Genomic DNA, 22,403 nt, shown 5'->3' on the forward strand with positions numbered 1-22,403 from the left:
AGGGCGGGAAGGGCGGTCTCCGGCGGCTTCTGCCGGGCCCGTCGAGGAGGGCAGACTGGGGGGATGGCCGAAGAGTCCCCCGCACCGCAGACGTCTCCCATACCGCGGACATCGCGGTCCCCACATGCCGGGCAGTCACCCTCCGTGCTGCGCTGGTCCGAGCCACCCGAAGGACCCGTCGTCGTGCTCCTCGACCAGCGGCGGCTGCCGGAGGAGGAGGCCGAGCTCGTGTGCACCGACGCGCCCGCGCTCGTCGAGGCCATTCGCTCGCTCGCCGTGCGCGGGGCGCCGCTGCTCGGGATCGCGGGGGCCTACGGGGTCGCGCTCGCGGCGGCGCGCGGCTTCGACGTGGACGAGGCCGCCGACGCGCTCGCCTCGGCGCGGCCCACGGCGGTGAACCTGGCACGGGGCGCCCGGCGGGCGCAGCGCGCCTTCCGCGCCGCGCTGGCGGCAGGCGGGGACCGTGCCGCCGCGGCCGCCGCGACGCTCGCCGAGGCGCGGGCGCTGCACGCGGAGGACGCCGCGGGCTCGGCGGCGATGGCCGCGCACGGCGCGGAGCTGCTCGACGGGCTGCTGCCGGGCGGCGGCTACCGGCTGCTCACGCACTGCAACACCGGGGCGCTCGTCTCCGGCGGCGAGGGCACCGCCTTCGCCGTGGCGCTCGCCGCGCACCGCGCCGGGCGGCTGCGGAGGCTGTGGGTGGACGAGACGCGGCCCTTGTGGCAGGGGGCGAGGCTGACCGCGTGGGAGGCGGCGCGGCGCCAAATGGCGTATACCCTGCTCGCGGACAACGCGGCCGGTTCGCTCTTCGCGGCCGGTGAGGTGGATGCCGTGCTGATCGGGGCGGACCGGATCGCGGCGGACGGGGCGGTGGCGAACAAGGTGGGCAGCTATCCGCTCGCTGTGCTCGCGCACCACCACCGGGTGCCGTTCGTCGTCGTCGCGCCGCTGTCCACGGTGGATCTCGCCACGGAGAACGGGGCGGCGATCGAGGTGGAGCAGCGGGCCGGGCACGAGGTGACCGAGGTGCGGGGGCGCGAGGGCGTCACGGTGCCGCTGGCGCCGCTCGGGACGCGCGCGTACAACCCGGCGTTCGATGTCACACCGCCCGAACTGATCAGCGCGATTGTCACGGAGGCCGGGGTCGTGACCCCGGTGACGGCGGAGGGGCTGGCGGCTCTGTGTGCCAGTTCACGTCAGGTAACGATGAGCTAATGGGATGATGTCAGTCATGAAGGGACGAGTCCTTGTCGTCGACGACGACACCGCACTTGCCGAGATGCTCGGCATCGTGCTGCGTGGTGAAGGTTTCGAGCCGTCGTTCGTCGCGGACGGCGACAAGGCGCTGGCCGCGTTCCGCGACACCAAGCCGGATCTGGTGCTGCTCGACCTGATGCTGCCCGGCAGGGACGGCATCGAGGTCTGCCGCCTGATCCGTGCCGAGTCCGGCGTGCCGATCGTCATGCTCACGGCGAAGAGCGACACCGTGGACGTCGTGGTCGGCCTGGAGTCGGGCGCCGACGACTACATCGTCAAGCCGTTCAAGCCCAAGGAGCTGGTGGCCCGTATCCGGGCCAGGCTCCGCAGGTCGGAGGAGCCGGCGCCCGAGCAGCTCACCATCGGTGACCTGGTTATCGACGTCGCCGGGCACTCGGTCAAGCGCGAGGGCCAGTCGATCGCGCTCACGCCGCTGGAGTTCGACCTGCTCGTCGCGCTCGCGCGCAAGCCGTGGCAGGTCTTCACCCGCGAGGTGCTCCTCGAACAGGTCTGGGGATACCGGCACGCCGCCGACACGCGGCTGGTCAACGTGCACGTCCAGCGGCTGCGCTCCAAGGTCGAGCGCGACCCCGAGCGTCCGGAGATCGTCGTGACCGTGCGCGGCGTCGGTTACAAGGCCGGACCGAACTGACATGGCCGGGGACTGACATGAGCAGGGGAAGTGCCGCGCGACCCGGCGGCTCCGGCAGGTTCGGCCGGATCGTCGCCCAGGGCCGTGCCCTCGGCGGGGGCGTGGGTGCCAACGGCAGCCCGTTCCTGCGGCTCTTCTCACGGTGGGTGCGGCGGCCGTTGCTGCCGGTGGCCCGGCTGTGGCGCCGCAATCTTCAGCTGAAGATCGTCGCGACCACGCTGCTCATGTCGGTCGGTGTCGTGCTCCTGCTCGGCTTCGTCGTCGTCGGGCAGGTCCGCAACGGGCTGCTCGACGCGAAGGAGAAGGCCGCGCAGAGCCAGGCGAGCGGCGGCTTCCTCGTCGCGCAGCAGAAGGCGAACGCGGAGGGGCCCGCCACGGGGGCAGCGGCTGACGGCACCTCGCAGGGCGACGGTCAGGAATCGGGGACGGACGGCCGGCAGAACGCCAGCAGCTGGATGTCCGAACTCGTCACGCAGCTGGCCAGCGGCGGCCAGGGCTCCTTCGACGTCGTCGCGCTCGGCGCGGGCCCCGACAGCGGCACCGCGCGCAGCCCGCGCTCCTCGGGACAGGTCCTGCCCCTGGAGAGCGTGCCCGCCTCACTGCGCCAGGAAGTCGCGCACGGCACGGGCGCGTACCGCTCGTACACCCGCATCGTGTACGAGACGGGTTCCGCCCGTCCTGCCCTCATCATCGGCCGCCAGGTCAACGACCTCTACGGGCAGCCCTACCAGCTCTACTACCTCTTCTCGCTCGACCAGGAGGCGAAGACCCTCAGCCTGGTCAAGACGACGCTGGCCACGGCCGGGATGTTCGTCGTGGTGCTGCTCGGCGCCATCGCGTGGCTCGTCGTGCGGCAGGTCGTCACGCCGGTACGGATGGCCGCCTCGGTCGCCGAGCGGCTCTCCGCGGGCAAGCTCCAGGAGCGGATGAAGGTCACCGGCGAGGACGACATCGCGCGCCTCGGCGAGGCCTTCAACAAGATGGCGCAGAACCTCCAGGTCAAGATCCGGCAGCTGGAGGAGCTGTCCCGGATGCAGCGCCGCTTCGTCAGCGACGTGTCGCACGAGCTGCGCACGCCGCTCACCACGGTCCGGATGGCGGCCGACGTGATCCACGAGGCGCGCGCCGACTTCGATCCCGTCACGGCGCGCTCGGCCGAACTCCTCGCCGATCAGCTCGACCGTTTCGAGTCGCTCCTCGCCGACCTGCTGGAGATCAGCCGTTTCGACGCGGGCGCGGCGGCGCTCGACGCGGACGCCGTGGACCTGCGCCTCGTGGTGCGGCGGGTCGTGGAGGGCGCGCTGCCGCTCGCGGAGCGCAAGGGCAGCCGCGTGCTCGTCGTCGGCGACGAGCAGCCCGTCGTCGCGGAGGCCGACGTGCGCCGTGTGGAGCGCGTGCTGCGCAATCTGGTCGTCAACGCCGTCGAGCACGGTGAGGGCCGCGACGTCGTCGTCCGTCTCGGGGCGGCGGGCGGCGCGGTCGCGGTGGCGGTGCGGGACTACGGCGTCGGCCTGAAGCCGGGGGAGGCCACACGGGTCTTCAGCCGCTTCTGGCGCGCGGACCCGGCGCGGGCGCGGACGACGGGCGGTACGGGCCTCGGTCTCTCGATCGCCTTGGAGGACGCGCGGCTGCACGGCGGCTGGCTCCAGGCGTGGGGGGAGCCGGGCGGCGGTTCGCAGTTCCGCCTCACACTGCCGCGCACGGCGGACGAGCCGCTGCGCGGTTCACCGATACCGCTGGAGCCGGAGGACTCGCGGGCCGCTGGCGCGCGCCGGGCCGCCGACGGTTCCTCCGCCACGGAGGAGCCGGGGCGGCGCACGGCCGCGCCGACGGAGCCGCCCGCCCTGCCCTCGGCGGTACGCGCCCCCGCCACGCGGCGCGGGCCCGTCGCGGCCGACCCGACGGCGCTGCCCGGTAGCGGCGCGCGCGTGGTGACGCGGACGCGGCGCGCGGAAGGCGCGGACAGCGCGGCGCGGGAGGCCGGGAGCGTACCGGAGCAGGGCGCGGGGACCGCCGGGGAGCGCGGCGCCGAGGCGGTGCGGGGGACGGACGCCGGGCGCGAGCCGGACGCCGTGACGGACGCCGTGGAGGACAGCGGTGATCCCGCGCGCCACGGGACCGAGAGGGAGGCCGAGGTGCGCCATGCGCGGTGAACGGGATCGTCGGACGACTGCCGTCCCCAGCTCGTCCGGCCCCGCCGCCTCGGCCCGCCCGGCCGTGCCGGGTCCCCGTCGCCGCTGGGGCGGTGGTCTCGTGCTCGCCACCGTGGGGGCGCTCGTCGCCGGGTGCGCCTCGATGCCGGACAGCGGGGACGTGCAGCCGGTGGACTCCTCGACGCGCAACGACCCGCGGGTGCGGGTCTTCGGGGTCGCGCCGCGGGACGGGGCGCGACCGCTCGAAGTGGTCGACGGCTTCCTCGAAGCGCTCACGAGCGAGGACCGGGACTACGCCGTCGCCCGCAAGTACCTCACCGAGAAGGCGTCCCGCGACTGGCGGCCCGGCAGCAGGACGACGGTCCTCACCAACAGTGCCGTACCGGCCCCGCCGCGCGGGACGCCCCCGAACGAGGCCGGTGACGCCGACCAGGCGACGAGTTACACGTACGTCCTGACCGGCAAGAAGGTCGCGACGGTCGACGACCGGCTCTCGTACCACCCCAGTGACGCCACGTACCAGGAGACCGTGCGGCTCGTGCGGACGGGCAAGGACAAGCAGGAGTGGCGGATCGACCGTCCCCCGACCGGTGTCGTGCTCGGCAAGATCGACTTCCAGCGGCTGTACTGGCCCGTCAACAAGTACTACTTCGCCGCGCGTACCGAGGCCGGGCGCGAGCCGCTCGTCGCCGACCCCGTGTACATCCGCTCGTGGGAGGACTCGGTCACGCAGACGGTCAAGGCGGTGCTCGACGGCCCCTCGTCGTGGCTCGGCGGCGCCGCCCGGAGCAGCTTCCCCGACGGGATCGCGCTGCGCCGCGGCACGACCGCCCTCGCGCCCGACGACGACAACAGGCTCACCGTGCCCCTCGACGTGAACCGCGGCGACGTGAGCGCCGCCGCGTGCCGCGAGATGGCGACGCAACTGCTCTACTCCCTGCGCGACCTGGCCTCCAGCAGCGTCAAGACGGTTGAACTGCGCGGGGACGACGGCTCGTTGTGCACGCTCGACGAGGACGAGGCGGACGTGGTGGTGGGACGGGGCGCCGGCAAGCAGGAGCAGCCGGACCAGTACTACCTGGACAAGGACCACCGGCTCGTGAACTTCGACAGCGCCGACCGCGCCGACGGGGTGCCCGCCGGAGTGCCGGGACCGCTCGGCACGGGCGAGCAGGAGCTGCGCTCGGCCGCGGTCTCGCGCGACGAGAAGTACGCGGCCGGGGTCTCGCTCAACGGCGACCGGCTCTTCGTCTCGGCCCTCGCGGGGACGGGCGAACTGCGGTTCACGGGCGTGCGGAGCAAGGCGGCCGACGAGAAAAACCGTCTCTCGACGCCGAGTTGGGACGGCTTCGGGGACCTGTGGGTGGCCGACACGGACCCGGACGACCCGCGCCTGATGTGGGTGCGGAAGGGCTCGGCCGACCCGGTCGAGGTGAAGGTCGCCGGGCTCGGCGAGGGAAACAGGATCGAGGCGGTGCGGGCCTCTTCGGACGGCGTGCGCATCGCGCTCCTCGTCCGCGAGGGCAAGCGGACGACCCTGCGGATAGGGCGCGTCGAGCGGGTCGGCGAGGGCGAGGCGACGAAGGTCGCCGTCGGTGGACTGCGCGCCGCCGCACCGCAGTTGGAGGAAGTCACCGCGATGTCCTGGGCCGGTGGCAGCCGCCTCGTCGTCGCGGGCCGCGAGGAGGGCGGTGTGCGCCAGCTCCAGTACGTGCTGAGCGACGGCTCCGTCCCGCCGAAGTCGTCCCTGCCCGGCGTCAACGGCGTCACCGACATCGCCGCGGCCGACGACCCGGGCCTCCCGCTCATCGCCCACTCCTCGGACGGCATCGTGCGGCTCCCGGCGGGGATGAACTGGGAGACGGTGTCGAGACAGGGAACGGCACCCTTCTACCCGGGCTGAGGCGCGGCGGGTACGGGGCCTCGCGGCGTCCGTGACCGGCTGCCTGCCGCGCCTCCCGGGTGGGGGCCCGCCGCGACCGTAGGCTCGCGGCATGAGCGCTCACGGCCCCCTCCTCGTGCACCATCTCGGCGTGTTCGTCACCGATTTCGCGGCGGCGGAGGACTTCTGGACGGCGGTTCTCGCGCCGCTCGGCATCGTCCCCGGCTACCGCGCGGACGGCCTGGCCGAGTACTGGCACGACGGCCACGACACGCCCTCGCTCGCGCTGCAACACGTCACCGACCCCGCCGCCGAGACCCGCGGCCTCCACCTCGCCTTCCCCGCCCGGACCCGCACCGAGGTCGACGCCTTCCACCGCGCGGCCCTCGCCCACGGCGGCACGGACCGGTACGCGCCCCGGCACTGGGAGGAGTACCGGGCGTACTGCGCCTTCGTGAGCGATCCGGCGGGGAACAACGTGGAGGCGCTGGTGAAGGAGGGGCGGAGGTAGGGCGGGCTCGGGAGGGGGGCGCGCGGGTGTGGCGGGCCCGGCGGCCTCCGCGCGGGCGCGTGGGCCCGGCGGGTGCGGCGGTGTGGAGGCCGTGGCGGCCCGGCGGGCTCCGTGGAGCACGCGGGTCCGGGGGCCGGTGGTTCAGCGCGTGAGGGGCGTGGGGGTGCCCCGGCCGGGGAACAGGCGGGCGGCCTTCTCGCCGGCCTGGTAATCCTCGCGTACCCCCTCGATCGCGAGGATCAGCGAGTCCGCGTGCGCGGTGCGCAGCGGAAGGATCTCCTGGTACTCCGGCGACGCGTACCACTCGCGCGCCCTGACGAGGTCGGGGAACTCCAGGATGACGAGGTCGCCGTCCCACGTGCCCTCGTACACGACCGGGCGCGCGCCGTGCACCACGAAGCGACCGCCGTACGGTGCCATCGTGGCGTCGATCCGCTCCAGGTACTCGGCGATGTCGGGGCACGTCTCGACGTTCCTCAGGTGGCCGATCATGAAGGCGCGCGGCGCGTCGGTTCCCTCGTCCCGCCGGGGCGTGGGGTCGGTGTGCGTCATGGTCGTCTCCCTCGTGTTCCAGGCGGGTACACCCCGCTCGGCCGATGCTCCGATCCTGGCCGCGCCGGTCCCGCGTGGCCATGACCTCACAGGTCAAGACGGCCGGCGGGGTCACTACACTCCGGGGCATGAGCGGACACGCCGAAGTCCAGCCGGTGGGGGTGCTGTTGCGGACCTGGCGGGAGCGGCGCCGTTACAGCCAGCAGGAGTTGTCGGACCGGTCCGGCGTCTCGACGCGGCACCTGAGCCGGGTGGAGACGGGGAAGGCGCGCCCGACGCCGGAGATGCTCGTCCACCTCTGCGAGCACCTGGACCTGCCCCTGCGGGAGCGCAACCGCCTGCTGCTGGCCGGGGGTTACGCGCCGCGCCACCGCGACCGCCACCTGACCGACGCGTCGAGCGCCGCCGTCATGGACGGCCTGCGCGCCCTCCTCGACGCCCACCACCCGTACCCCGCGCTGCTCCTGGACGAGTACCGGGACCTCGTGGACGCGAACGCGGCCGTCGACCGCCTGCTCGCCGGCTGCGCGCCCCGGCTCCTGGAGCCGCCGGTGAACGTGGCCAGGCTCGTCCTGCATCCGGACGGGCTCTCCGGGCGGATCGGCAACCTGGCGGAGTGGGGCGGCCACCTGCTGCGGCAGATCGACCACCGTGCCGAGCGCACCCACGACGAGAGGCACCACGCGCTGGCGGCGGAGATCGCCGGTCACGTGGAGAAGGCGGCCGGGCGGCGGGGCACGTCCCCGCCCACCGGCCCTGTGCTGAGCCTGGACCTCACCATGGACGGGACGCGGCTGCGGTTCTTCAGCACCTCGGCGATCCTCACCACGGCGACGGACGCGGCCCTGGCGGGCCTCCACCTGGAGACGTTCCTCCCGGTGGACGAGGCGACCAGGCGGTGGCTGGAGAGTTCTTAGGGGCCGGTGGCCGTGACGCGGGGAGGGCCGGGAGCGGGCTGAGCGACGGGTGAAGGTGCCCTGTTCGCCGCGAAAGTCTTCGGCCGTCCTCGTTCGTCGCGTGCGTCTGAGCCCCCCGTCATCCCGTGAGTTCGCCCGCGCCTGGTGCGCACCGTGCGCCGGATCGCCTCGGTCCATGTGTCGTTGGCGTGGGTGCCCGCGCCGGTGGAGCCGGAGTCGGTGTCCGGTGCGGCGCGTGCCAGGTCGGGACAGGCGGCGCGGGTGTGCCGTCCGCCGGGGGCCCTCGCGGCGTGCGGGCTGATGATCGGCCTTCGCTTGTGGACAACTCGGTTGTTCTCGTTACGGCGTTCACTCTTACGGGTGGGGCGTGTGACGGGTTCCGGGAGTCTGTCCACAGATGTGCCGTGGCGGGGGTTCGGGGGGCCGGGGAGGGGGATCGTGGGGGTGTGGACGGGTGGTGGAGCGCGCTGGCCGAGCTGGTGCTGCCCGCGGAGTGCTTCGGGTGCGGGACGGCCGGGGCGCCCGCGTGCGGCGGCTGCCGGGAGGTGCTGGAAGGGAGGGAAGCGCGGCGGGTGCGGCCGGAGGCGGCGCCGCCCGGCTTGCCGCGGGTGAGCGCGGCGGTCGCCTACGAGGGGGAGGTGCGGTCGTTGTTGCTCGCCTACAAGGAGCGGGGTGCGCTGGGGCTCGCCGGGCCCCTCGGAGCCGCGCTCGCGGCGGCGGTGCGGCACGGCGATGGCGCGGACCGGGGCGTGGGCCCGGTCGCGCTCGTGCCCGTGCCCTCGGCTGCGCGGGCGGTGCGGGCCAGGGGGCACGACCACGTGGGGCGGCTCGCGCGGGTCGCCGCGGGACGGCTGCGGGCCGAGGGCCGCGCGGCGCGCGTCGTCCCGGCACTCGCGCTGTGCCGGGAGGTACGGGACCAGGCGGGGCTCGGCGCGCGGGAGCGGCGGGCCAACCTGGCGGGGGCGGTGCGGGTGCGGGCCGGTGCCGTCCGGCTCCTGCGCGAGTCCCCCGACGGTACGACTGTCGTGCTGGTCGACGACCTCATGACGACCGGTTCGACGATTGCCGAGGCCGCGCGCGCATTACGCGCGGCAGATGTGGAAGGAGTGCAGCGAGGAGATCGTTCGATCCGTCCCATGGGGGCGGGGAAAAGGATCACGGGGGCCGTTCGGGCGGCCGTCGTCGCGGTTTCTCCACGCGCCTTCGAAACAAACCCGAAGTGAGCGAGAATTTATGTTTTCGCAGGCGAGGAGGGCGTAATTCGCCTGAACGGAGGTATCACCCGGCAGCGGGTGCCGTTTGACCACGGGGCGAGATATGTTCGGAGGTGGGGAGGCGAACGGCCACCGGGCCGGCTGCCCTCCCGTGCGAGATGTCGCCCCTCGTCATGAAGGCGTGACCCCTGGTGGGAGCGAGCCACCGGGGCGGAGGAGGTGGAGGTTCACCGTGTCCGGGGCTCCCGGGAATTCCGGGGGCCTGGTGCAAGTGGGAGTTTCTCCGCTGTGGGCGGAGTGAATCCGGGAACGGAGTTCTGCGTGGACATCGACATCGTCGTCAAGGGTCGTAAGACCGAGGTGCCCGAGCGGTTCCGCAAGCATGTGGCCGAAAAGCTGAATCTGGAGAAGATCCAGAAGCTCGACGGCAAGGTAATGAGCCTGGACGTCGAGGTGTCCAAGGAACACAACCCGCGTCAGGCCGACCGCTGCGACCGCGTGGAGATCACGCTGCGTTCGCGCGGTCCGGTGATCCGCGCCGAGGCGTGCGCCGCCGATCCGTACGCGGCCCTCGACCTCGCCGTCGCGAAGCTCGCCGCCCGGATGCGCAAGGAGCACGACAAGCGGCGTACGCGGCGCGGCAACGAGCGGCTGACGGCGGCCGAGGTCGCCGAGCGCGTGCCGGGCACCGCCGGGCTCAACGAGGACGGCACTTTCGCCGAGCCGGAGCCCGAGAGCGACGGCGGCGTGCCGACGAAGAAGATCGGTTCCCTGGAGGTGCAGGGCGACGGACCGCTCGTGGTCCGCGAGAAGACGCACCTGGCGGCCCCGATGTCCCTCGACCAGGCGCTCTACGAGATGGAGTTGGTCGGGCACGACTTCTACCTCTTCGTCGACGCGGAGACGAAGGAGCCGAGCGTGGTCTACCGGCGGCACGCCTACGACTACGGCGTCATCCACCTGTCGAGCGACCCCATGGTGGCCACGCCGCCCGAGCCGGCCGGTGCGGGTGGCGCGCTGGGGGGCCAGCAGGAGAGCTGAGCCGCCGCGCGCGAGCCCTCCGGCGGGGCGCCAACCCTCCGGCGGTCGGGCGTTTTTCGGCAGGCGGGAGTCCCGTGACCGGTCACCGGTCGCGGGACTCCCGCCTGTCCGGGCGAGGGTGACGCGGGGGCGGCGCTGGGGGCCTGGGTGGCGGTGGATCAGGCGGGGGAGTGAGGGCTACGTCCCGTACGCCGGTTCTGGTCGATGCCCCTGGTGTGCGCTGATGCGCCCCCGGGGCTTCAAGCCGGGGTCCGGAGCGGCCCACGGGGAGGGCGGGACGTGGAATCATTGGCCGGACCGGCCAACCGGCCCGCAGCCGCACCCGGTTGAGTCGGCCCATACAGTCGTGGCTTCAGGGGGAAGAGACGATGGCGGACAGCTTCGGGCCGAGGCGGGACGCGGAAGCCGGGGGCGCCTCCGGCGGGTTCCGCCCCGATGAGGACGAACCGAGGCCGCGCGCCGAACCGATCCGGGTCCTGGTCGTCGACGACCACGCGCTCTTCCGGCGGGGCCTGGAGATCGTGCTCGCCACGGAGGAGGACATCGAGGTCGTCGGCGAGGCGGGAGACGGCTCCGAGGCCGTCGAGAAGGCGACGGACCTGCTGCCCGACATCGTGCTGATGGACGTACGGATGCCCAAGCGCGGCGGCATCGAGGCGTGCACGGCGATCAAGGAGGTCGCCCCCAGCGCGAAGATCATCATGCTGACGATCAGCGACGAGGAAGCGGACCTCTACGACGCGATCAAGGCCGGAGCGACGGGCTACCTCCTCAAGGAGATCTCGACGGACGAGGTCGCCACCGCGATCCGCGCCGTCGCGGACGGCCAGTCCCAGATCAGCCCCTCGATGGCGTCGAAGCTGCTCAGCGAGTTCAAGTCGATGATCCAGCGCACCGACGAGCGCCGCCTCGTCCCCGCTCCCCGGCTCACCGACCGCGAGATGGAGGTCCTCAAGCTCGTCGCGACCGGGATGAACAACCGGGACATCGCCAAAGAGCTCTTCATCAGCGAGAACACGGTGAAGAACCACGTGCGGAACATCCTGGAGAAGCTGCAACTGCACTCGCGGATGGAAGCGGTGGTGTACGCGATGCGGGAGAAGATCCTCGAAATCCGCTGAGGGCGCCCCCGTTCGCCATCCGTCGAGGGCGCCCCCGTTCGCGGACGGAGGTCTTCTCCGTCGAGGGCGCCCCGTCCGCCGACGGCCTCCCCTCAGCCCGCCTGCGGGGAGCCCGGTTCGGCGAGGTCGAGGGTCACGCGGGACAGCGGACAACTGACGCACGCCAGCACCTGGCCCCGGCCCCGCTGCTCCGGCGTGAGGCAGGTGTGGTCGGGCTGCGCGACCTCGCCGCCGCGCACGCGCACCGCGCACTCGCCGCAGGAGCCGACCGTGCACGAGTACGGCAGGGGCAGCCCCGCCGCGAGACCGGCGTCGAGCAGGGTCTGGCCGGGTTCGACCACGGCCGTCCCGACGAGCTCGCCGTCCCTTTCGACCCTCAACTCCTGGGGTGCCGCCGTGGTCGCGGCGGTGACGCCCCCGCTGAAGCGCTCCCGGTGCACCCGCTCGTCCGGCACGCCGAGGTGACGCAGCACCTCACGCGCGGTGTCCATGAACGCCTCCGGGCCGCAGACGAAGTGATGGGCGGTGTCCGTCAGCGGCAGACCGGTCAGCCAGCGGCGCAGGCGCCCGGCGTCGAGCCGTCCCTCGCGGCCGGTGAGGACACGGGTGACGGACAGCCGGTCCGGGTGCTCCTTCTCCAAGCGGGTCAGGTCGTTCTCGAAGATGACCTCTTCGAGGCTGCGGCTGCTGTACAGCAGGTCGATCCTCCCGGGCGTCGAGGGATCGGACAGCCCGGCGCGGATCATGCTCATCAGGGGCGTGATGCCGCTGCCGGCGGCGAGGAGCACCAGGTGTTCGGGCGCCCGCGCCGGAGCGTGGAAGGCGCCGGAGGGGCCGCGCAGCGCGAGACGGTCGCCGGGGCGGAGGCCGTGGTGGGCGTGCGTGGAGAACCGTCCGCCCTCCACGTGCTTGACGGTGAGCTCCAACCGGGTGGCGCCCGGCGCCGAGGAGGCCGAGTAGGCGCGCCGAACGGGGTGGCCCGCGAGGTCCGTGACCACGGTGAAGAACTGCCCGGGGCGGAAGCCGAAGGGCCGGGGTTCGCCGGCCGTGTCCTCCAGGACCAGGGTGCGGACGGTGGGGGTCTCCTGCCGGATCTCGCGGACGCGCACGGAACGCAGCGGGCTTTCCGCCGTCCCGCCGTCCCCCGGTGCGCCACGGCGGGCGACGGCGGGGGCGCGGGCCTCGTCGTAGCCCTCCTTGCGCAGCCCGGACACGTAGGCGCGGTCCATCACCTTCCGCATCAGCCTGCTCAGGCCCGGAACGGCGGTGACGAGCCCGATCAGCCGTGCCGAGAGCCCGGACCCGCCCGTGTTGGCGGCCAGATGGGCGCTGCCCAGGGCCATCATGTCGGGTGCCGTGGCGCCGCTCAGGCGGGCGTCGGGGCTCCACAGGCGGGCACGCGAGACGGCGTCGTTGCCGCGCACCTCCGCCTCCTCCACGTCGATGAGGAGGGCGAGGTGCGGGGGCACGCCGCGCAGCGCCAGGGTCTCCAGGAGCTCCGCGTCGTCGGTGATCGCGGCGCGCCCGCTGAGGTGCAGGACGCCGCCGCGCCCGGGGACGAGGGCGGCGAGGGCGATCCGGTCGTCCCGCAGCAGGTTGTGCAGCGTGTCCGCGCGCTTGTTGCCCTTGCGGTCGGCCAGCACCAGAGTGCGTCCGTCGAGGACGCGCGCCACCGTGTGCCGGTCGCCGCGCGGGCTGGTGTCGCTGCCGCCCTCCGTGTCCCAGGTGGAGACGGCCAGGAAGGGCGAGGCGGCGAGGAAGTCGCCGACGCCCGGACCGGCCAGGGGTCCCCGGCCGGGGTCCCACCCGACGGCGGGGGAGGGCGCGGGGGGCGGTTCCCACAGGCCGGAGCGGATGACGGCCTGCGCGCAGTGCACGTACGCCTCGGCGACGTCCACGGCCGTTTCCCCGTTCCTCAGGGCGGACGCGGTGCCGTTGACGCGCAGGACCTCGCCGACGCCGGGCAGCAGGAAGAACAGGGAGACCGGGCCGGCGGCGACGGCCGCCCCGGGGACGGGGAAGGAGAACCGCCGCGCCGAGTGGACGCGGGCGAAGCCGGGGGTGCCCCCGACGAACGTGGTGCGGGCGGTGCCGTTCGCCTCGCGGTAGCCGAGGGCCGCCACGGGGCTGCGGGCGAGGACGGTGCGGCACCCCGCGTCCAGGACGCTGATCTGCTTCTTCGTGATCAGCGCGGCCGGGCGGCCGAGGACCGCCTCGACCTCCGCCTCGGTGGTGAGCCGGTGCCTCGTGCCCGGCTCGGAGTTGTGCTGTCGCATGAGACCTCTCTCAGCCGGGGGACGACCGGCCCAGTCGCCAGTAGCCGCAGAAGGTGACGTCCCGCTTGGGCACGCCGCGGTCGCCCACCAGGTGCCGCCGGACGGTCGTGGCCAGCCGGGACTCGCCCGCCACCCAGGCGTAGAAGGGGCCTTCGGGCAGTTCGGCGGCACGCACCGCCTCCAGGACGCGGACACCGGGGCGCTCGTCGTCGCGGCTGAGCCAGTGCACGCGCACCCCGGGCGGCGTGGGCACGGAGCGGATGTCGTGCGCGGCGGCCACTTCCACGAAGACGTCGGCGGGCGACGCGTCCGGGTCGCTGTCGAGGATCGACAGGATGGCCGGCAGCGCGCTCTCGTCGCCCACGAGCAGTCGTCCCCGGGCGTGTGCGGGCGGCCGGTACATGGTGCCCAGATCGAAGATCCCGGCCGCGTCGCCCGGCCGGACCCGGCTCACCCACGCGGTCATGGGCGAGCCGTCGTGGAGGGCGAACTCGATGTCCAGTTCCTGATCCTCGGGGCGCAGGCTCCGGATGGTCAGGTTGCGCACCCAGGGGCGGGACGCCTTCGGCATCAGCAGGACCTGTGCCATCCACGCCTCGTTCGACGCGGTCGGCATCCGCAATCCGCTCTGCCCCTCGCGGGGGAAGAAGAGCCGGACGGCCTGGTCGGCGCCCGCCGGGACGAGGTGCCGTATGCCGGGTCCGCCCAGGGTGACCCGGGCGAAGCCGGGGGAGAGCGACTCGCGCCGCCGTACCTCCAGCGTGATCATCCTGCGCTCCCGGGGGAGGCTCACCCGGGGGCTCACCACAGCGCCCCAGGGCGCCGGTTCTGCTCGTTCGCGCAGCTCATGGCAGTATTCTGAGCAAAAGCTCAGCTATTTTCTACTCGCTTTTCACCGGCCAGAAAGGGCGCGGGATGACACCCCCCGACCGCCGCCTCACCCCACGTCGCAAGCCCACGCAGGTGCGCGCCGCGCTGACGCGCGAGCGCATCCTCACCGCGGCTGCTCACGTTTTCGGCGAGTACGGGTACGCGGCGGGCACCACCAACCGGATCGCCGAACACGCCCGCATGTCCATCGGCTCGCTGTACCAGTACTTCCCGAACAAGGACGCGATCCTCGCCGAACTTCTGGTCCGGCACATCGACCGCGGCGGGTGGGCGGGAGCCGACGAGCTGGACACCAGCCCCGGCAGCCTGGAGGACGCGGTCCGCTCCCTCGTCCGCGACGCGATCGACCACCACCGCGACGGCCCTCAGCTCCTGCGGATCATGATCGAGGAGGCGCCCGTCTCCAGCGAACTGATCGAAGCGCTCGACCGGCACGGCAGAGCCCGGGTGGGCCAGGTCCGCGAGGTGCTCGCCCGCCACCCGGACGTGCGGGTGGCGGATCTCGACATGGCCGCCGAACTCATCGTGGGCGCGGTGGAGTTGAACACCCACCAGATCATGGCGGCTCCGCAGCCCCCTCGGGTCGAGAGGCTGGAGGCGGAACTGGTCGCCATGATCACCCGGTACCTGAGCGGCGGCCCGTCGACGGGCGGGGAGCGGGGAGAGGAGCCCCGGTAGGGAGGCCGGTCCCCGGGTGCCACCGGCGGCTCAGGGAGGCCCGCCCGGGGCGGTGAGCGGAGGCCCGCCGCGGGCGGTACGTGGAGGCCCGCCCCCGCCGGACCGGCGCGCTCCCGCTCGGCTCACCCCCGGGGGCTCGCCCCGCTCGGCTCACCCATGGCGGCTCACCCCAGGCGGCTCACTGGGCTGCGGTGCGCAGTCGCGCCGCCGTGCGGACCAGGGCGGCCAGGGGGCGGGAGCGGCTGGAGGCGGGCCAGGCGATCACCGTGGTGATGGGCGGGGCGTCCCGGACCGGGACGGCGACGTGCTCGGGCCACTGCCAGGCGCGGCTCGACGCGGGGATGAGCAGCAGGGTCTTGCCCAGGGCGACGAGCTGGGCCAGTTGGGACTGGGTGTGCACCTCCGGTCCCGGGCCGTCCGGGTACGTACCGTCGAGGCGGGGCCAGCGGGCCATCGGCAGGCCGGGGATGGCGCCCACCTCCGCGAGCGTGAGGTGGGGACGCGCGGCGAGGGGATGGTCCGCCGGGAGGATCGCGACCTGTCCCTCGGTGCGGAGGTCCTCCGTGTCGAAACCGCTGAGGTCGTCGACCGGGCGGTGCATGAGCGCGACGTCGGCACGCCCGGTGCGGAGCAGCACCGCCTGTTCGCCGATCTCGCACAGCAGGACCTCGACCGGGGGCACACCGGGCTCCCGCTCCGCCGCGTCCAGGAGTCCGCGCAGCACCTCGTGCGAGGCACCCGACTTCGTCGCGAGGACGAGCCGCCGCTCCGTGGTCCCGGCCCTGCGGGTGCGGCGCGCCGCCGCGGCGACCGCGTCGAGCGCCGTCCCCGCCTCGGCGCGCAGCACCTCGCCCGCCGCCGTGAGGGTCACACCGTGGCGGTCCCGGTCGAGCAGAGGCACGCCGAGGCGGCGCTCCAGCTGCCGGATCGCGCGGGAGAGCGGGGGCTGCGTGATGCCGAGCCGCTCGGCGGCACGCCCGAAGTGCAGTTCCCCGGCCACGGCGAGGAAGTACCTCAGCTCGCGGACCTCCACATCCCCGGCGGTGTCGTCGTCCATGCGGACAGCCTAGGCGGTGATACCGGGCCGGTATCACCGCTGCCCGAAGCGGTATTGGACGCCCTCGTGCGGCCCGCCGAGCATGGAGGACATGAGCGAATCGACGAAAAACGCGCTGGTCACCGGCGCGAACAAGGGAATCGGCCTGGAGATCGCGCGGGGTCTCGCACACCTCGGCTTCACCGTCGCCGTGGGGGCGCGGGACGAGGCGCGGGGTGAGGCGGCGGCGGAGTCGCTTCGGGCCGAGGGGGCGCGGGCCTTCGCGGTGGCCCTCGACGTCACCTCCGAGAAGAGCGTCGACGCCGCCGCGCGGACCGTGGCGGAGCGGGCCGGACGGCTCGACGTGCTCGTCAACAACGCGGGGATCTCAGGAAACGCCGAGGACGGCGCACAGGACCCGACCACCCTCGACCTCGACGTGCTCCGCACGGTCCTCGACACCAACGTCTTCGGGGTGGTCAGGGTCACCAACGCCCTGCTCCCGCTCCTCCGGCGCACGCGGTCGCCGCGCATCGTCAACGTGTCGAGCAGCGTGGGCTCGCTGACCCTGCGCACCGGGCCGCTCCTGGCCGCCTACGCGTCCTCGAAGACGATGCTCAACGCCCTCACGACGCAGTACGCGCGCCGCCTCGCCGACACCCCGGTCCTCGTCAACGCCTGTTGCCCCGGCTGGGTCGCCACCGATCTCGGCGGCACCGAGCCGGACCGCACCCCGGAGCAGGGCGCCGCGATCGCCCTCCGCCTCGCGACCCTTCCGGACGACGGGCCGCGCGGGGGATTCTTCGACGACGAAGGAGTGGTGCCGTGGTGACGGGGACACGGCCACGCTCCGGCGCTCGGCCCGCCCGGCTAGCCCGCTTCCCGCGGCCCGCCCCGCCCACGCGGTCCGCGCCGTGAGGGGAGCCCGTACCGCTCAGCCCTCCGCCCCCTCCAGCCGTGCCGTCAGTGCCCGCGTCGCCGCGCGCTGAAGGGGTTCCCGCAGCTCCGGCGGGTGCACGCGGTCCACGCGGACACGGGTGCAGCCGACCCAGCCGGCCGCTTCCGCCAGTGCCTTCGCCGTTCCCTCCACGGCCTTGGCCGGGGTCGCCGTGCCGGGGACGTCGCCGCCCAGGGTGACCTGGCGGGCGACGAGCGTCGTGCCCTCGCGGGCCGGGTCGACGCGGCCGATCAGCCGGCCGCCGGAGAGGACCGGCATGGCGAAGTAGCCGTGGACGCGCTTCGGCTTGGGCACGTACGCCTCCAGGCGGTGCGAGAAGCCGAAGAGCCGCTCCGCGCGGGCGCGTTCCCAGATGAGGGAGTCGAAGGGGGACAGGAGCGTCGTGCGGTGGCGGCCGCGCGGGCTCGACGCCAGCGCCTCGGGGTCGGCCCACGCCGGTCTTCCCCAGCCGTCGACCTGGACGGGCACCAGGCCGCAGTCCTCGATCACCGCGTCGAACTGCTCGGTCCTCAGCCGGTGGTAGTCGGCGAGGTCGGAGCGGGTGCCCACGCCGAGCGAGCGCGCCGCGAGGCGGATCAGGCGGCGCACGCACTCCAGGTCGTCCAGGTCGTCGTGGAGCAGCTCGGCGGGGATCGCCCGCTCCGGCAGGTCGTACACCCGGCGCCAGCCCGTACGCCGGACGCACACCACGTCCCCGTACGTCAGCGCGCGCTCGACGGCGACCTTGGAGCCCGACCAGTCCCACCACTCGCCGCCGTTCTTCGCCCCGCCCAGCTCCGTCGCCGTGAGGGGGCCCTCGTCGCGGAGCTGCGCGAGCACCTTCTCGTAGGCGCCAGGCGGCATCTCGTGCCCCCACAGGGGGCGGTCGCGGTAGGCGCGGCGACGGAAGGCGAAGTGCGGCCACTCCTCGACAGGCAGCACGCAGGCCGCGTGCGACCAGTACTCGAAGGCGTGTGCGGGGGCCCCGGGCGGTGCCCAGTACGCGGACTCGACGGCCTGGCGGCCGATCGCGCCCAGGCGCGCGTAGGGGACCAGCTCGTGCGAGCGGGCGAGGACCGAGATCGTGTCGAGCTGCACCGCGCCGAGGTGCCGCAGCACACCTCGCGCGCCCGCGCGCCGGTCGGGGGCGCCGAGGAGGCCCTGGGCGCGGAGGGCGATGCGGCGGGCCTCGTCGGCGGAGAGGGAGAGCGGCTGCGTCGTCATGCCGTGCAGCCTAGGACGGAGGACCGACATGCGGGGGCGGCGGCGGACGGGGGCCTCCGCGCACCCGGGGCCCCGGCCCAGCCATCGGGCCCCTGCCCGCCACCAGCACCCGGGGCCCCGCCCCCGCCGTGGGCCCCCGGCCCGCCGCCACCCGCCGCGTACCGTCTCCCCGGTGTTCCCTCGCACAGCCTGGACAGGGATACTGCGCTGCGGTGCGTACCGCTTCCCTCACCGAAGGTGGCGGAGGACGCCCCGGCACCTTCCGAGGGCTTGACGCGTTGACTGTCTTGGCAGACCTCCCGGCGCGGGCGGGTCCTCGCATACGATGGCCGTTGCCCGAAGACTTGACCGTGCCAGGCCCCGACCGGCAAGGAGACCAACCCTCGTGTCCGTCCTCTCGAAGATCATGCGTGCAGGCGAAGGCAAGATCCTGCGCAAGCTGCACCGCATCGCGGACCAGGTCAACTCCATCGAAGAGGACTTCGTCAGCCTCTCCGACGCCGAGCTGCGCGCGCTCACCGACGAGTACAAGCAGCGCGTCGCGGACGGGGAGTCCCTGGACGACCTGATGCCCGAGGCCTTCGCCACCGTGCGCGAGGCCGCCAAGCGCGTCCTCGGCCAGCGCCACTACGACGTGCAGATCATGGGCGGCGCTGCCCTGCACATGGGATACGTCGCCGAGATGAAGACCGGTGAGGGCAAGACCCTCGTCGGCACCCTCCCCGCGTACCTCAACGCGCTCTCGGGCAAGGGCGTGCACCTCATCACGGTCAACGACTACCTCGCCGAGCGCGACTCCGAGCTGACCGGCCGGGTGCACAAGTTCCTCGGCCTGAGCATCGGCTGCATCCTCGCCAACATGACCCCGGCCGAGCGCCGCGAGCAGTACGGCCGCGACATCACGTACGGCACGAACAACGAGTTCGGCTTCGACTACCTGCGCGACAACATGGCCTGGTCGCAGGACGAGCTCGTCCAGCGCGGCCACAACTTCGCGATCGTCGACGAGGTCGACTCGATCCTCGTCGACGAGGCCCGTACGCCGCTCATCATCTCCGGCCCCGCCGACCAGGCGACCAAGTGGTACGGCGACTTCGCCCGCCTCGTCAAGCGCCTGGAGCGCGGCGAGCCCGGCAACCAGCTCAAGGGCATCGAGGAGACCGGCGACTACGAGGTCGACGAGAAGAAGCGCACCGTCGCGATCCACGAGCCCGGGGTCGCGAAGGTCGAGGACTGGCTCGGCATCGACAACCTCTACGAGTCCGTGAACACCCCCCTGGTCGGTTACCTCAACAACGCGATCAAGGCCAAGGAGCTGTTCAAGAAGGACAAGGACTACGTCGTCATCGACGGCGAGGTCATGATCGTCGACGAGCACACCGGCCGCATCCTCGCCGGACGCCGTTACAACGAGGGGATGCACCAGGCGATCGAGGCGAAGGAAGGGGTGGACATCAAGGACGAGAACCAGACGCTCGCCACGATCACCCTCCAGAACTTCTTCCGCCTCTACGACAAGCTCTCCGGCATGACCGGTACGGCGATGACCGAGGCCGCCGAGTTCCACCAGATCTACAAGCTCGGCGTCGTGCCGATCCCGACGAACAAGCCGATGGTCCGCATGGACCAGTCGGACCTCATCTACCGCACCGAGGTCGCCAAGTTCGACGCGGTCGTGGACGACATCGTCGAGAAGCACGAGAAGGGGCAGCCGATCCTCGTCGGCACCACCTCCGTCGAGAAGTCCGAGTACCTCTCGCAGCAGCTCGCCAAGCGCGGTGTGCAGCACGAGGTGCTCAACGCCAAGCAGCACGACCGGGAGGCGACGATCGTCGCCCAGGCCGGGCGCAAGGGCGCGGTCACGGTCGCGACCAACATGGCCGGCCGCGGTACGGACATCAAGCTCGGCGGGAACCCGGACGACCTCGCCGAGGCCGAGCTGCGCCAGCGCGGCCTCGACCCGGTCGAGCACGTCGAGGAGTGGGCCGCCGCCCTCCCGGCCGCGCTGGAGCGCGCCGAAGCGGCCGTGAAGGCGGAGTTCGAGGAGGTCAAGGAGCTCGGCGGGCTCTACGTCCTCGGCACCGAGCGGCACGAGTCGCGCCGCATCGACAACCAGCTGCGCGGTCGCTCGGGACGCCAGGGCGACCCCGGCGAGTCCCGCTTCTACCTCTCGCTCGGCGACGACCTCATGCGGCTCTTCAAGGCGCAGATGGTCGAGCGCGTCATGTCGATGGCGAACGTGCCCGACGACATGCCGATCGAGAACAAGATGGTCACCCGCGCCATCGCCTCGGCCCAGTCGCAGGTCGAGCAGCAGAACTTCGAGACCCGCAAGAACGTCCTGAAGTACGACGAGGTGCTCAACCGGCAGCGCGAGGTCATCTACGGCGAGCGCCGCCGCGTCCTGGAGGGCGAGGACCTCCAGGACCAGGTCATCCACTTCATGGACGACACGATCGACGCGTACGTCGCCGCCGAGACCGCCGAGGGCTTCGCCGAGGAGTGGGACCTCGACCGGCTCTGGAACGCCTTCCGCCAGCTCTACCCCGTGCGGGTCACGGTCGAGGAGCTGGAGGACGAGGCCGGGGACCGCGCCGGGCTCACCGCCGAGTACATCGCCGAGGCGATCAAGCAGGACATCCACGAGCAGTACGACAAGCGCGAGGAGCAGCTCGGCTCCGAGATCATGCGCGAGCTGGAGCGGCGCGTCGTCCTCTCCGTCCTCGACCGCAAGTGGCGCGAGCACCTCTACGAGATGGACTACCTCCAGGAGGGCATCGGCCTGCGCGCCATGGCGCAGAAGGACCCGCTGGTCGAGTACCAGCGCGAGGGCTTCGACATGTTCAACGCCATGATGGACGGCATCAAGGAGGAGTCCGTCGGCTACCTGTTCAACCTGGAGGTCCAGGTCGAGCAGCAGGTCGAGGAGGTCGAGGTCCAGGACGAGGCCCCCGAGGCCGCCGTGCCGGCGGCCGCGGGACGCCCCGAGATCCGCGCGAAGGGGCTCGACGCCCCGCAGCGCGCCGACCGCCTCCACTTCTCCGCCCCGACCGTGGACGGCGAGGGCGGCGTGGTCGAGGGCGAGTTCGCGCAGTCGGAGCCGGGGGAGCCGGTGGCCGCGGGCGACGGCATGACCCGCGCCGAGCGGCGCAAGGCCCAGAAGGGGCGCCGCCGCAAGAAGTGACCTCACGGGCCGACGGGCCCGGGGAGCAGGCCGGGCCGGGTGGGTCGGTGGCCTCGGAGGTTCCTGGCTTCGCGTACGTGAGGTGTGGCCGTCGGCCCCCTGCCTTCGGGCGGCGGGGCCGACGGCCGTTTCCGGGAGGTTTTCTCGGTCGCGGGGCGTGGGATGCGCTCGGTGGGCGGGAACGCGGGGCCGGATGTTCACTCGATGGGGGACGGGGGGACCGGCCCTTTCGAGGGCGAGGGTTGACGGGGCTCCCGGACAACCGGCGGCGGTTCCCGGGCGGTTCGGTTCCCTCGCCCGTCGAGCCTTGGACAGCCCGTAGAACCCCGTAGAGCCCCCCGTGCACCCCGTATCGCCCCGCGCGCCCAGGCCCCCGGACCCGCCAGGTCGGTCCGGGGCCTGAGCGCTCCTCGGGCGCGGGCGCTCGCCCTGCGGCTCCTCGGGCGCGCGCTCGCCTGCGGCTCGTCGGGCGCTCGCCCTGCGGCTCGTCGGGCGCGCGCCCTACGGCGCCAGTTCCAGGGCCGTGCACCTCCAGACGCCGTCGCCCCGGTCCTCCAGGCGGAAGGCGATCGCGTGAACGCGGCCGTCCGCCTCCAGGGTCGCGCTCGCCTCCAGGACGCCCGGACCGACCTGGGTGGCCCGGGTGGTGCGCAGGACCGGGGTGGCGGTGCGGTAGGGCGGGGCCGCGGTGGTCAGGTGGTGGAGGGCCGTGCCGGTGGCGAGGCCCCAGAGGTCCTGCGGGGTGCGGTGGCCGGTGAGGGCGGCCAGGAGGCGCCGCGCCCACTCGTCCTGCGGCGGGCCCGGCCGGACGGGCTCGCGGCGGCGGCCCGCCGGGCCGCGCGCCGCCGGGGCGCGGCCCGCCGGGCCCGAGGGGCCG

18 protein-coding genes are annotated in these 22,403 nt (G+C 73.4%); 12 read left to right on the forward strand and 6 right to left on the reverse strand.

The annotated features are described in order from the left end of the window. Positions 1-63: 63 nt before the first annotated feature. The 5 genes from mtnA (at position 64) to IF99_RS0113815 (ending at position 6,455) form a co-directional block, all read left to right on the forward strand. Positions 64-1,215 carry an S-methyl-5-thioribose-1-phosphate isomerase gene (gene mtnA / locus IF99_RS0113795; RefSeq protein WP_234340688.1) on the forward strand — a complete coding sequence of 384 codons (1,152 nt, stop codon included), beginning with the start codon at positions 64-66 and terminating at the stop codon, positions 1,213-1,215. Positions 1,216-1,219: 4 nt separating this feature from the next. Beyond that, on the forward strand, positions 1,220-1,909 hold the full coding sequence (gene mtrA, locus IF99_RS0113800) for a two-component system response regulator MtrA (protein WP_199806493.1): 690 nt from the start codon (positions 1,220-1,222) through the stop codon (positions 1,907-1,909). 17 nt (positions 1,910-1,926) lie between these two features. Continuing rightward, positions 1,927-4,062, forward strand: a complete 2,136-nt coding sequence (gene mtrB, locus IF99_RS0113805; protein ID WP_030996747.1) for an MtrAB system histidine kinase MtrB — start codon at positions 1,927-1,929, stop codon at positions 4,060-4,062. A gap of 64 nt (positions 4,063-4,126) precedes the next feature. Then, positions 4,127-5,965 (forward strand): LpqB family beta-propeller domain-containing protein, encoded by a 1,839-nt coding sequence (locus IF99_RS0113810; protein ID WP_234340689.1) that lies wholly within the window; start codon positions 4,127-4,129, stop codon positions 5,963-5,965. A gap of 91 nt (positions 5,966-6,056) precedes the next feature. Then, positions 6,057-6,455 carry a VOC family protein gene (locus IF99_RS0113815; protein ID WP_030996749.1) on the forward strand — a complete coding sequence of 133 codons (399 nt, stop codon included), beginning with the start codon at positions 6,057-6,059 and terminating at the stop codon, positions 6,453-6,455. Between the two features lie 141 nt (positions 6,456-6,596). Here IF99_RS0113815 and IF99_RS0113820 read toward each other — a convergent pair whose 3' ends face one another. Next, positions 6,597-7,007 carry a DUF1330 domain-containing protein gene (locus IF99_RS0113820; RefSeq protein ID WP_030996750.1) on the reverse strand — a complete coding sequence of 137 codons (411 nt, stop codon included), beginning with the start codon at positions 7,005-7,007 and terminating at the stop codon, positions 6,597-6,599. Positions 7,008-7,135: 128 nt separating this feature from the next. Between IF99_RS0113820 and IF99_RS0113825 the strand changes: the two genes are divergently transcribed. The 4 genes from IF99_RS0113825 (at position 7,136) to IF99_RS0113840 (ending at position 11,300) form a co-directional block, all read left to right on the forward strand. After that, entirely contained in the window at positions 7,136-7,924 is a 789-nt protein-coding gene (locus IF99_RS0113825; protein ID WP_037826892.1) for a helix-turn-helix domain-containing protein, read from the forward strand. A 446-nt stretch (positions 7,925-8,370) separates the two neighbouring features. After that, complete coding sequence (locus IF99_RS0113830) at positions 8,371-9,147, forward strand: ComF family protein (protein ID WP_030996752.1); 777 nt, start codon at positions 8,371-8,373, stop codon at positions 9,145-9,147. Positions 9,148-9,465: 318 nt separating this feature from the next. Beyond that, positions 9,466-10,179 (forward strand): ribosome hibernation-promoting factor, HPF/YfiA family, encoded by a 714-nt coding sequence (gene hpf, locus IF99_RS0113835; RefSeq protein ID WP_030996753.1) that lies wholly within the window; start codon positions 9,466-9,468, stop codon positions 10,177-10,179. A 368-nt stretch (positions 10,180-10,547) separates the two neighbouring features. Next, complete coding sequence (locus IF99_RS0113840; protein WP_030996754.1) at positions 10,548-11,300, forward strand: response regulator; 753 nt, start codon at positions 10,548-10,550, stop codon at positions 11,298-11,300. A 92-nt stretch (positions 11,301-11,392) separates the two neighbouring features. Here IF99_RS0113840 and IF99_RS0113845 read toward each other — a convergent pair whose 3' ends face one another. Together IF99_RS0113845 and IF99_RS0113850 are read right to left on the reverse strand one after the other, a co-directional pair. Further along, positions 11,393-13,576, reverse strand: coding sequence for a 2Fe-2S iron-sulfur cluster-binding protein (locus IF99_RS0113845; protein WP_030996755.1), 2,184 nt, complete (start codon positions 13,574-13,576; stop codon positions 11,393-11,395). 10 nt (positions 13,577-13,586) lie between these two features. Continuing rightward, complete coding sequence (locus IF99_RS0113850) at positions 13,587-14,345, reverse strand: siderophore-interacting protein (protein WP_051703482.1); 759 nt, start codon at positions 14,343-14,345, stop codon at positions 13,587-13,589. A 146-nt stretch (positions 14,346-14,491) separates the two neighbouring features. Between IF99_RS0113850 and IF99_RS0113855 the strand changes: the two genes are divergently transcribed. Beyond that, a complete protein-coding gene (locus tag IF99_RS0113855) occupies positions 14,492-15,145 on the forward strand; it encodes a TetR/AcrR family transcriptional regulator (protein WP_030996757.1) in 654 nt (217 codons plus the stop codon). Positions 15,146-15,323: 178 nt separating this feature from the next. Here the strand turns inward: IF99_RS0113855 and IF99_RS0113860 are convergent, their stop codons facing one another. Next, positions 15,324-16,202 carry a LysR family transcriptional regulator gene (locus IF99_RS0113860; protein ID WP_030996758.1) on the reverse strand — a complete coding sequence of 293 codons (879 nt, stop codon included), beginning with the start codon at positions 16,200-16,202 and terminating at the stop codon, positions 15,324-15,326. Between the two features lie 91 nt (positions 16,203-16,293). On the opposite strand from IF99_RS0113860, the gene IF99_RS0113865 reads away from it, so the two are divergent. Beyond that, complete coding sequence (locus IF99_RS0113865; protein WP_030996759.1) at positions 16,294-17,013, forward strand: SDR family oxidoreductase; 720 nt, start codon at positions 16,294-16,296, stop codon at positions 17,011-17,013. A gap of 102 nt (positions 17,014-17,115) precedes the next feature. Here the strand turns inward: IF99_RS0113865 and IF99_RS0113870 are convergent, their stop codons facing one another. Then, positions 17,116-18,342, reverse strand: a complete 1,227-nt coding sequence (locus IF99_RS0113870; RefSeq protein WP_030996760.1) for a winged helix-turn-helix domain-containing protein — start codon at positions 18,340-18,342, stop codon at positions 17,116-17,118. Positions 18,343-18,727: 385 nt separating this feature from the next. On the opposite strand from IF99_RS0113870, the gene secA reads away from it, so the two are divergent. Beyond that, a complete protein-coding gene (gene secA, locus IF99_RS0113875; RefSeq protein ID WP_030996761.1) occupies positions 18,728-21,526 on the forward strand; it encodes a preprotein translocase subunit SecA in 2,799 nt (932 codons plus the stop codon). Between the two features lie 501 nt (positions 21,527-22,027). On the opposite strand, the gene IF99_RS0113880 is transcribed toward secA, so the two are convergent. Beyond that, positions 22,028-22,403, reverse strand: a 376-nt coding sequence (locus IF99_RS0113880) for an Rv3235 family protein (protein ID WP_030996762.1), incomplete at its 5' end; no start/stop codon positions are given.

The organism is Streptomyces sp. NRRL F-5630 (assembly GCF_000719475.1).
Taxonomy (GTDB): Bacteria; Actinomycetota; Actinomycetes; order Streptomycetales; family Streptomycetaceae; genus Streptomyces.

Bases quoted from the DNA above. Each gene is read 5' to 3' on its own strand.
- mtrB (WP_030996747.1), top strand. From the start codon at position 1,927: ATGAGCAGGGGAAGTGCCGCGCGACCCGGCGGCTCCGGCAGGTTCGGC.
- IF99_RS0113820 (WP_030996750.1), bottom strand. From the start codon at position 7,007: ATGACGCACACCGACCCCACGCCCCGGCGGGACGAGGGAACCGACGCG.
- IF99_RS0113825 (WP_037826892.1), top strand. From the start codon at position 7,136: ATGAGCGGACACGCCGAAGTCCAGCCGGTGGGGGTGCTGTTGCGGACC.
- IF99_RS0113815 (WP_030996749.1), top strand. From the start codon at position 6,057: ATGAGCGCTCACGGCCCCCTCCTCGTGCACCATCTCGGCGTGTTCGTC.
- IF99_RS0113845 (WP_030996755.1), bottom strand. From the start codon at position 13,576: ATGCGACAGCACAACTCCGAGCCGGGCACGAGGCACCGGCTCACCACC.
- mtrA (WP_199806493.1), top strand. From the start codon at position 1,220: ATGATGTCAGTCATGAAGGGACGAGTCCTTGTCGTCGACGACGACACC.
- IF99_RS0113870 (WP_030996760.1), bottom strand. From the start codon at position 18,342: ATGACGACGCAGCCGCTCTCCCTCTCCGCCGACGAGGCCCGCCGCATC.
- IF99_RS0113865 (WP_030996759.1), top strand. From the start codon at position 16,294: ATGAGCGAATCGACGAAAAACGCGCTGGTCACCGGCGCGAACAAGGGA.
- IF99_RS0113840 (WP_030996754.1), top strand. From the start codon at position 10,548: ATGGCGGACAGCTTCGGGCCGAGGCGGGACGCGGAAGCCGGGGGCGCC.
- IF99_RS0113855 (WP_030996757.1), top strand. From the start codon at position 14,492: ATGACACCCCCCGACCGCCGCCTCACCCCACGTCGCAAGCCCACGCAG.
- IF99_RS0113850 (WP_051703482.1), bottom strand. From the start codon at position 14,345: ATGATCACGCTGGAGGTACGGCGGCGCGAGTCGCTCTCCCCCGGCTTC.
- mtnA (WP_234340688.1), top strand. From the start codon at position 64: ATGGCCGAAGAGTCCCCCGCACCGCAGACGTCTCCCATACCGCGGACA.
- IF99_RS0113860 (WP_030996758.1), bottom strand. From the start codon at position 16,202: ATGGACGACGACACCGCCGGGGATGTGGAGGTCCGCGAGCTGAGGTAC.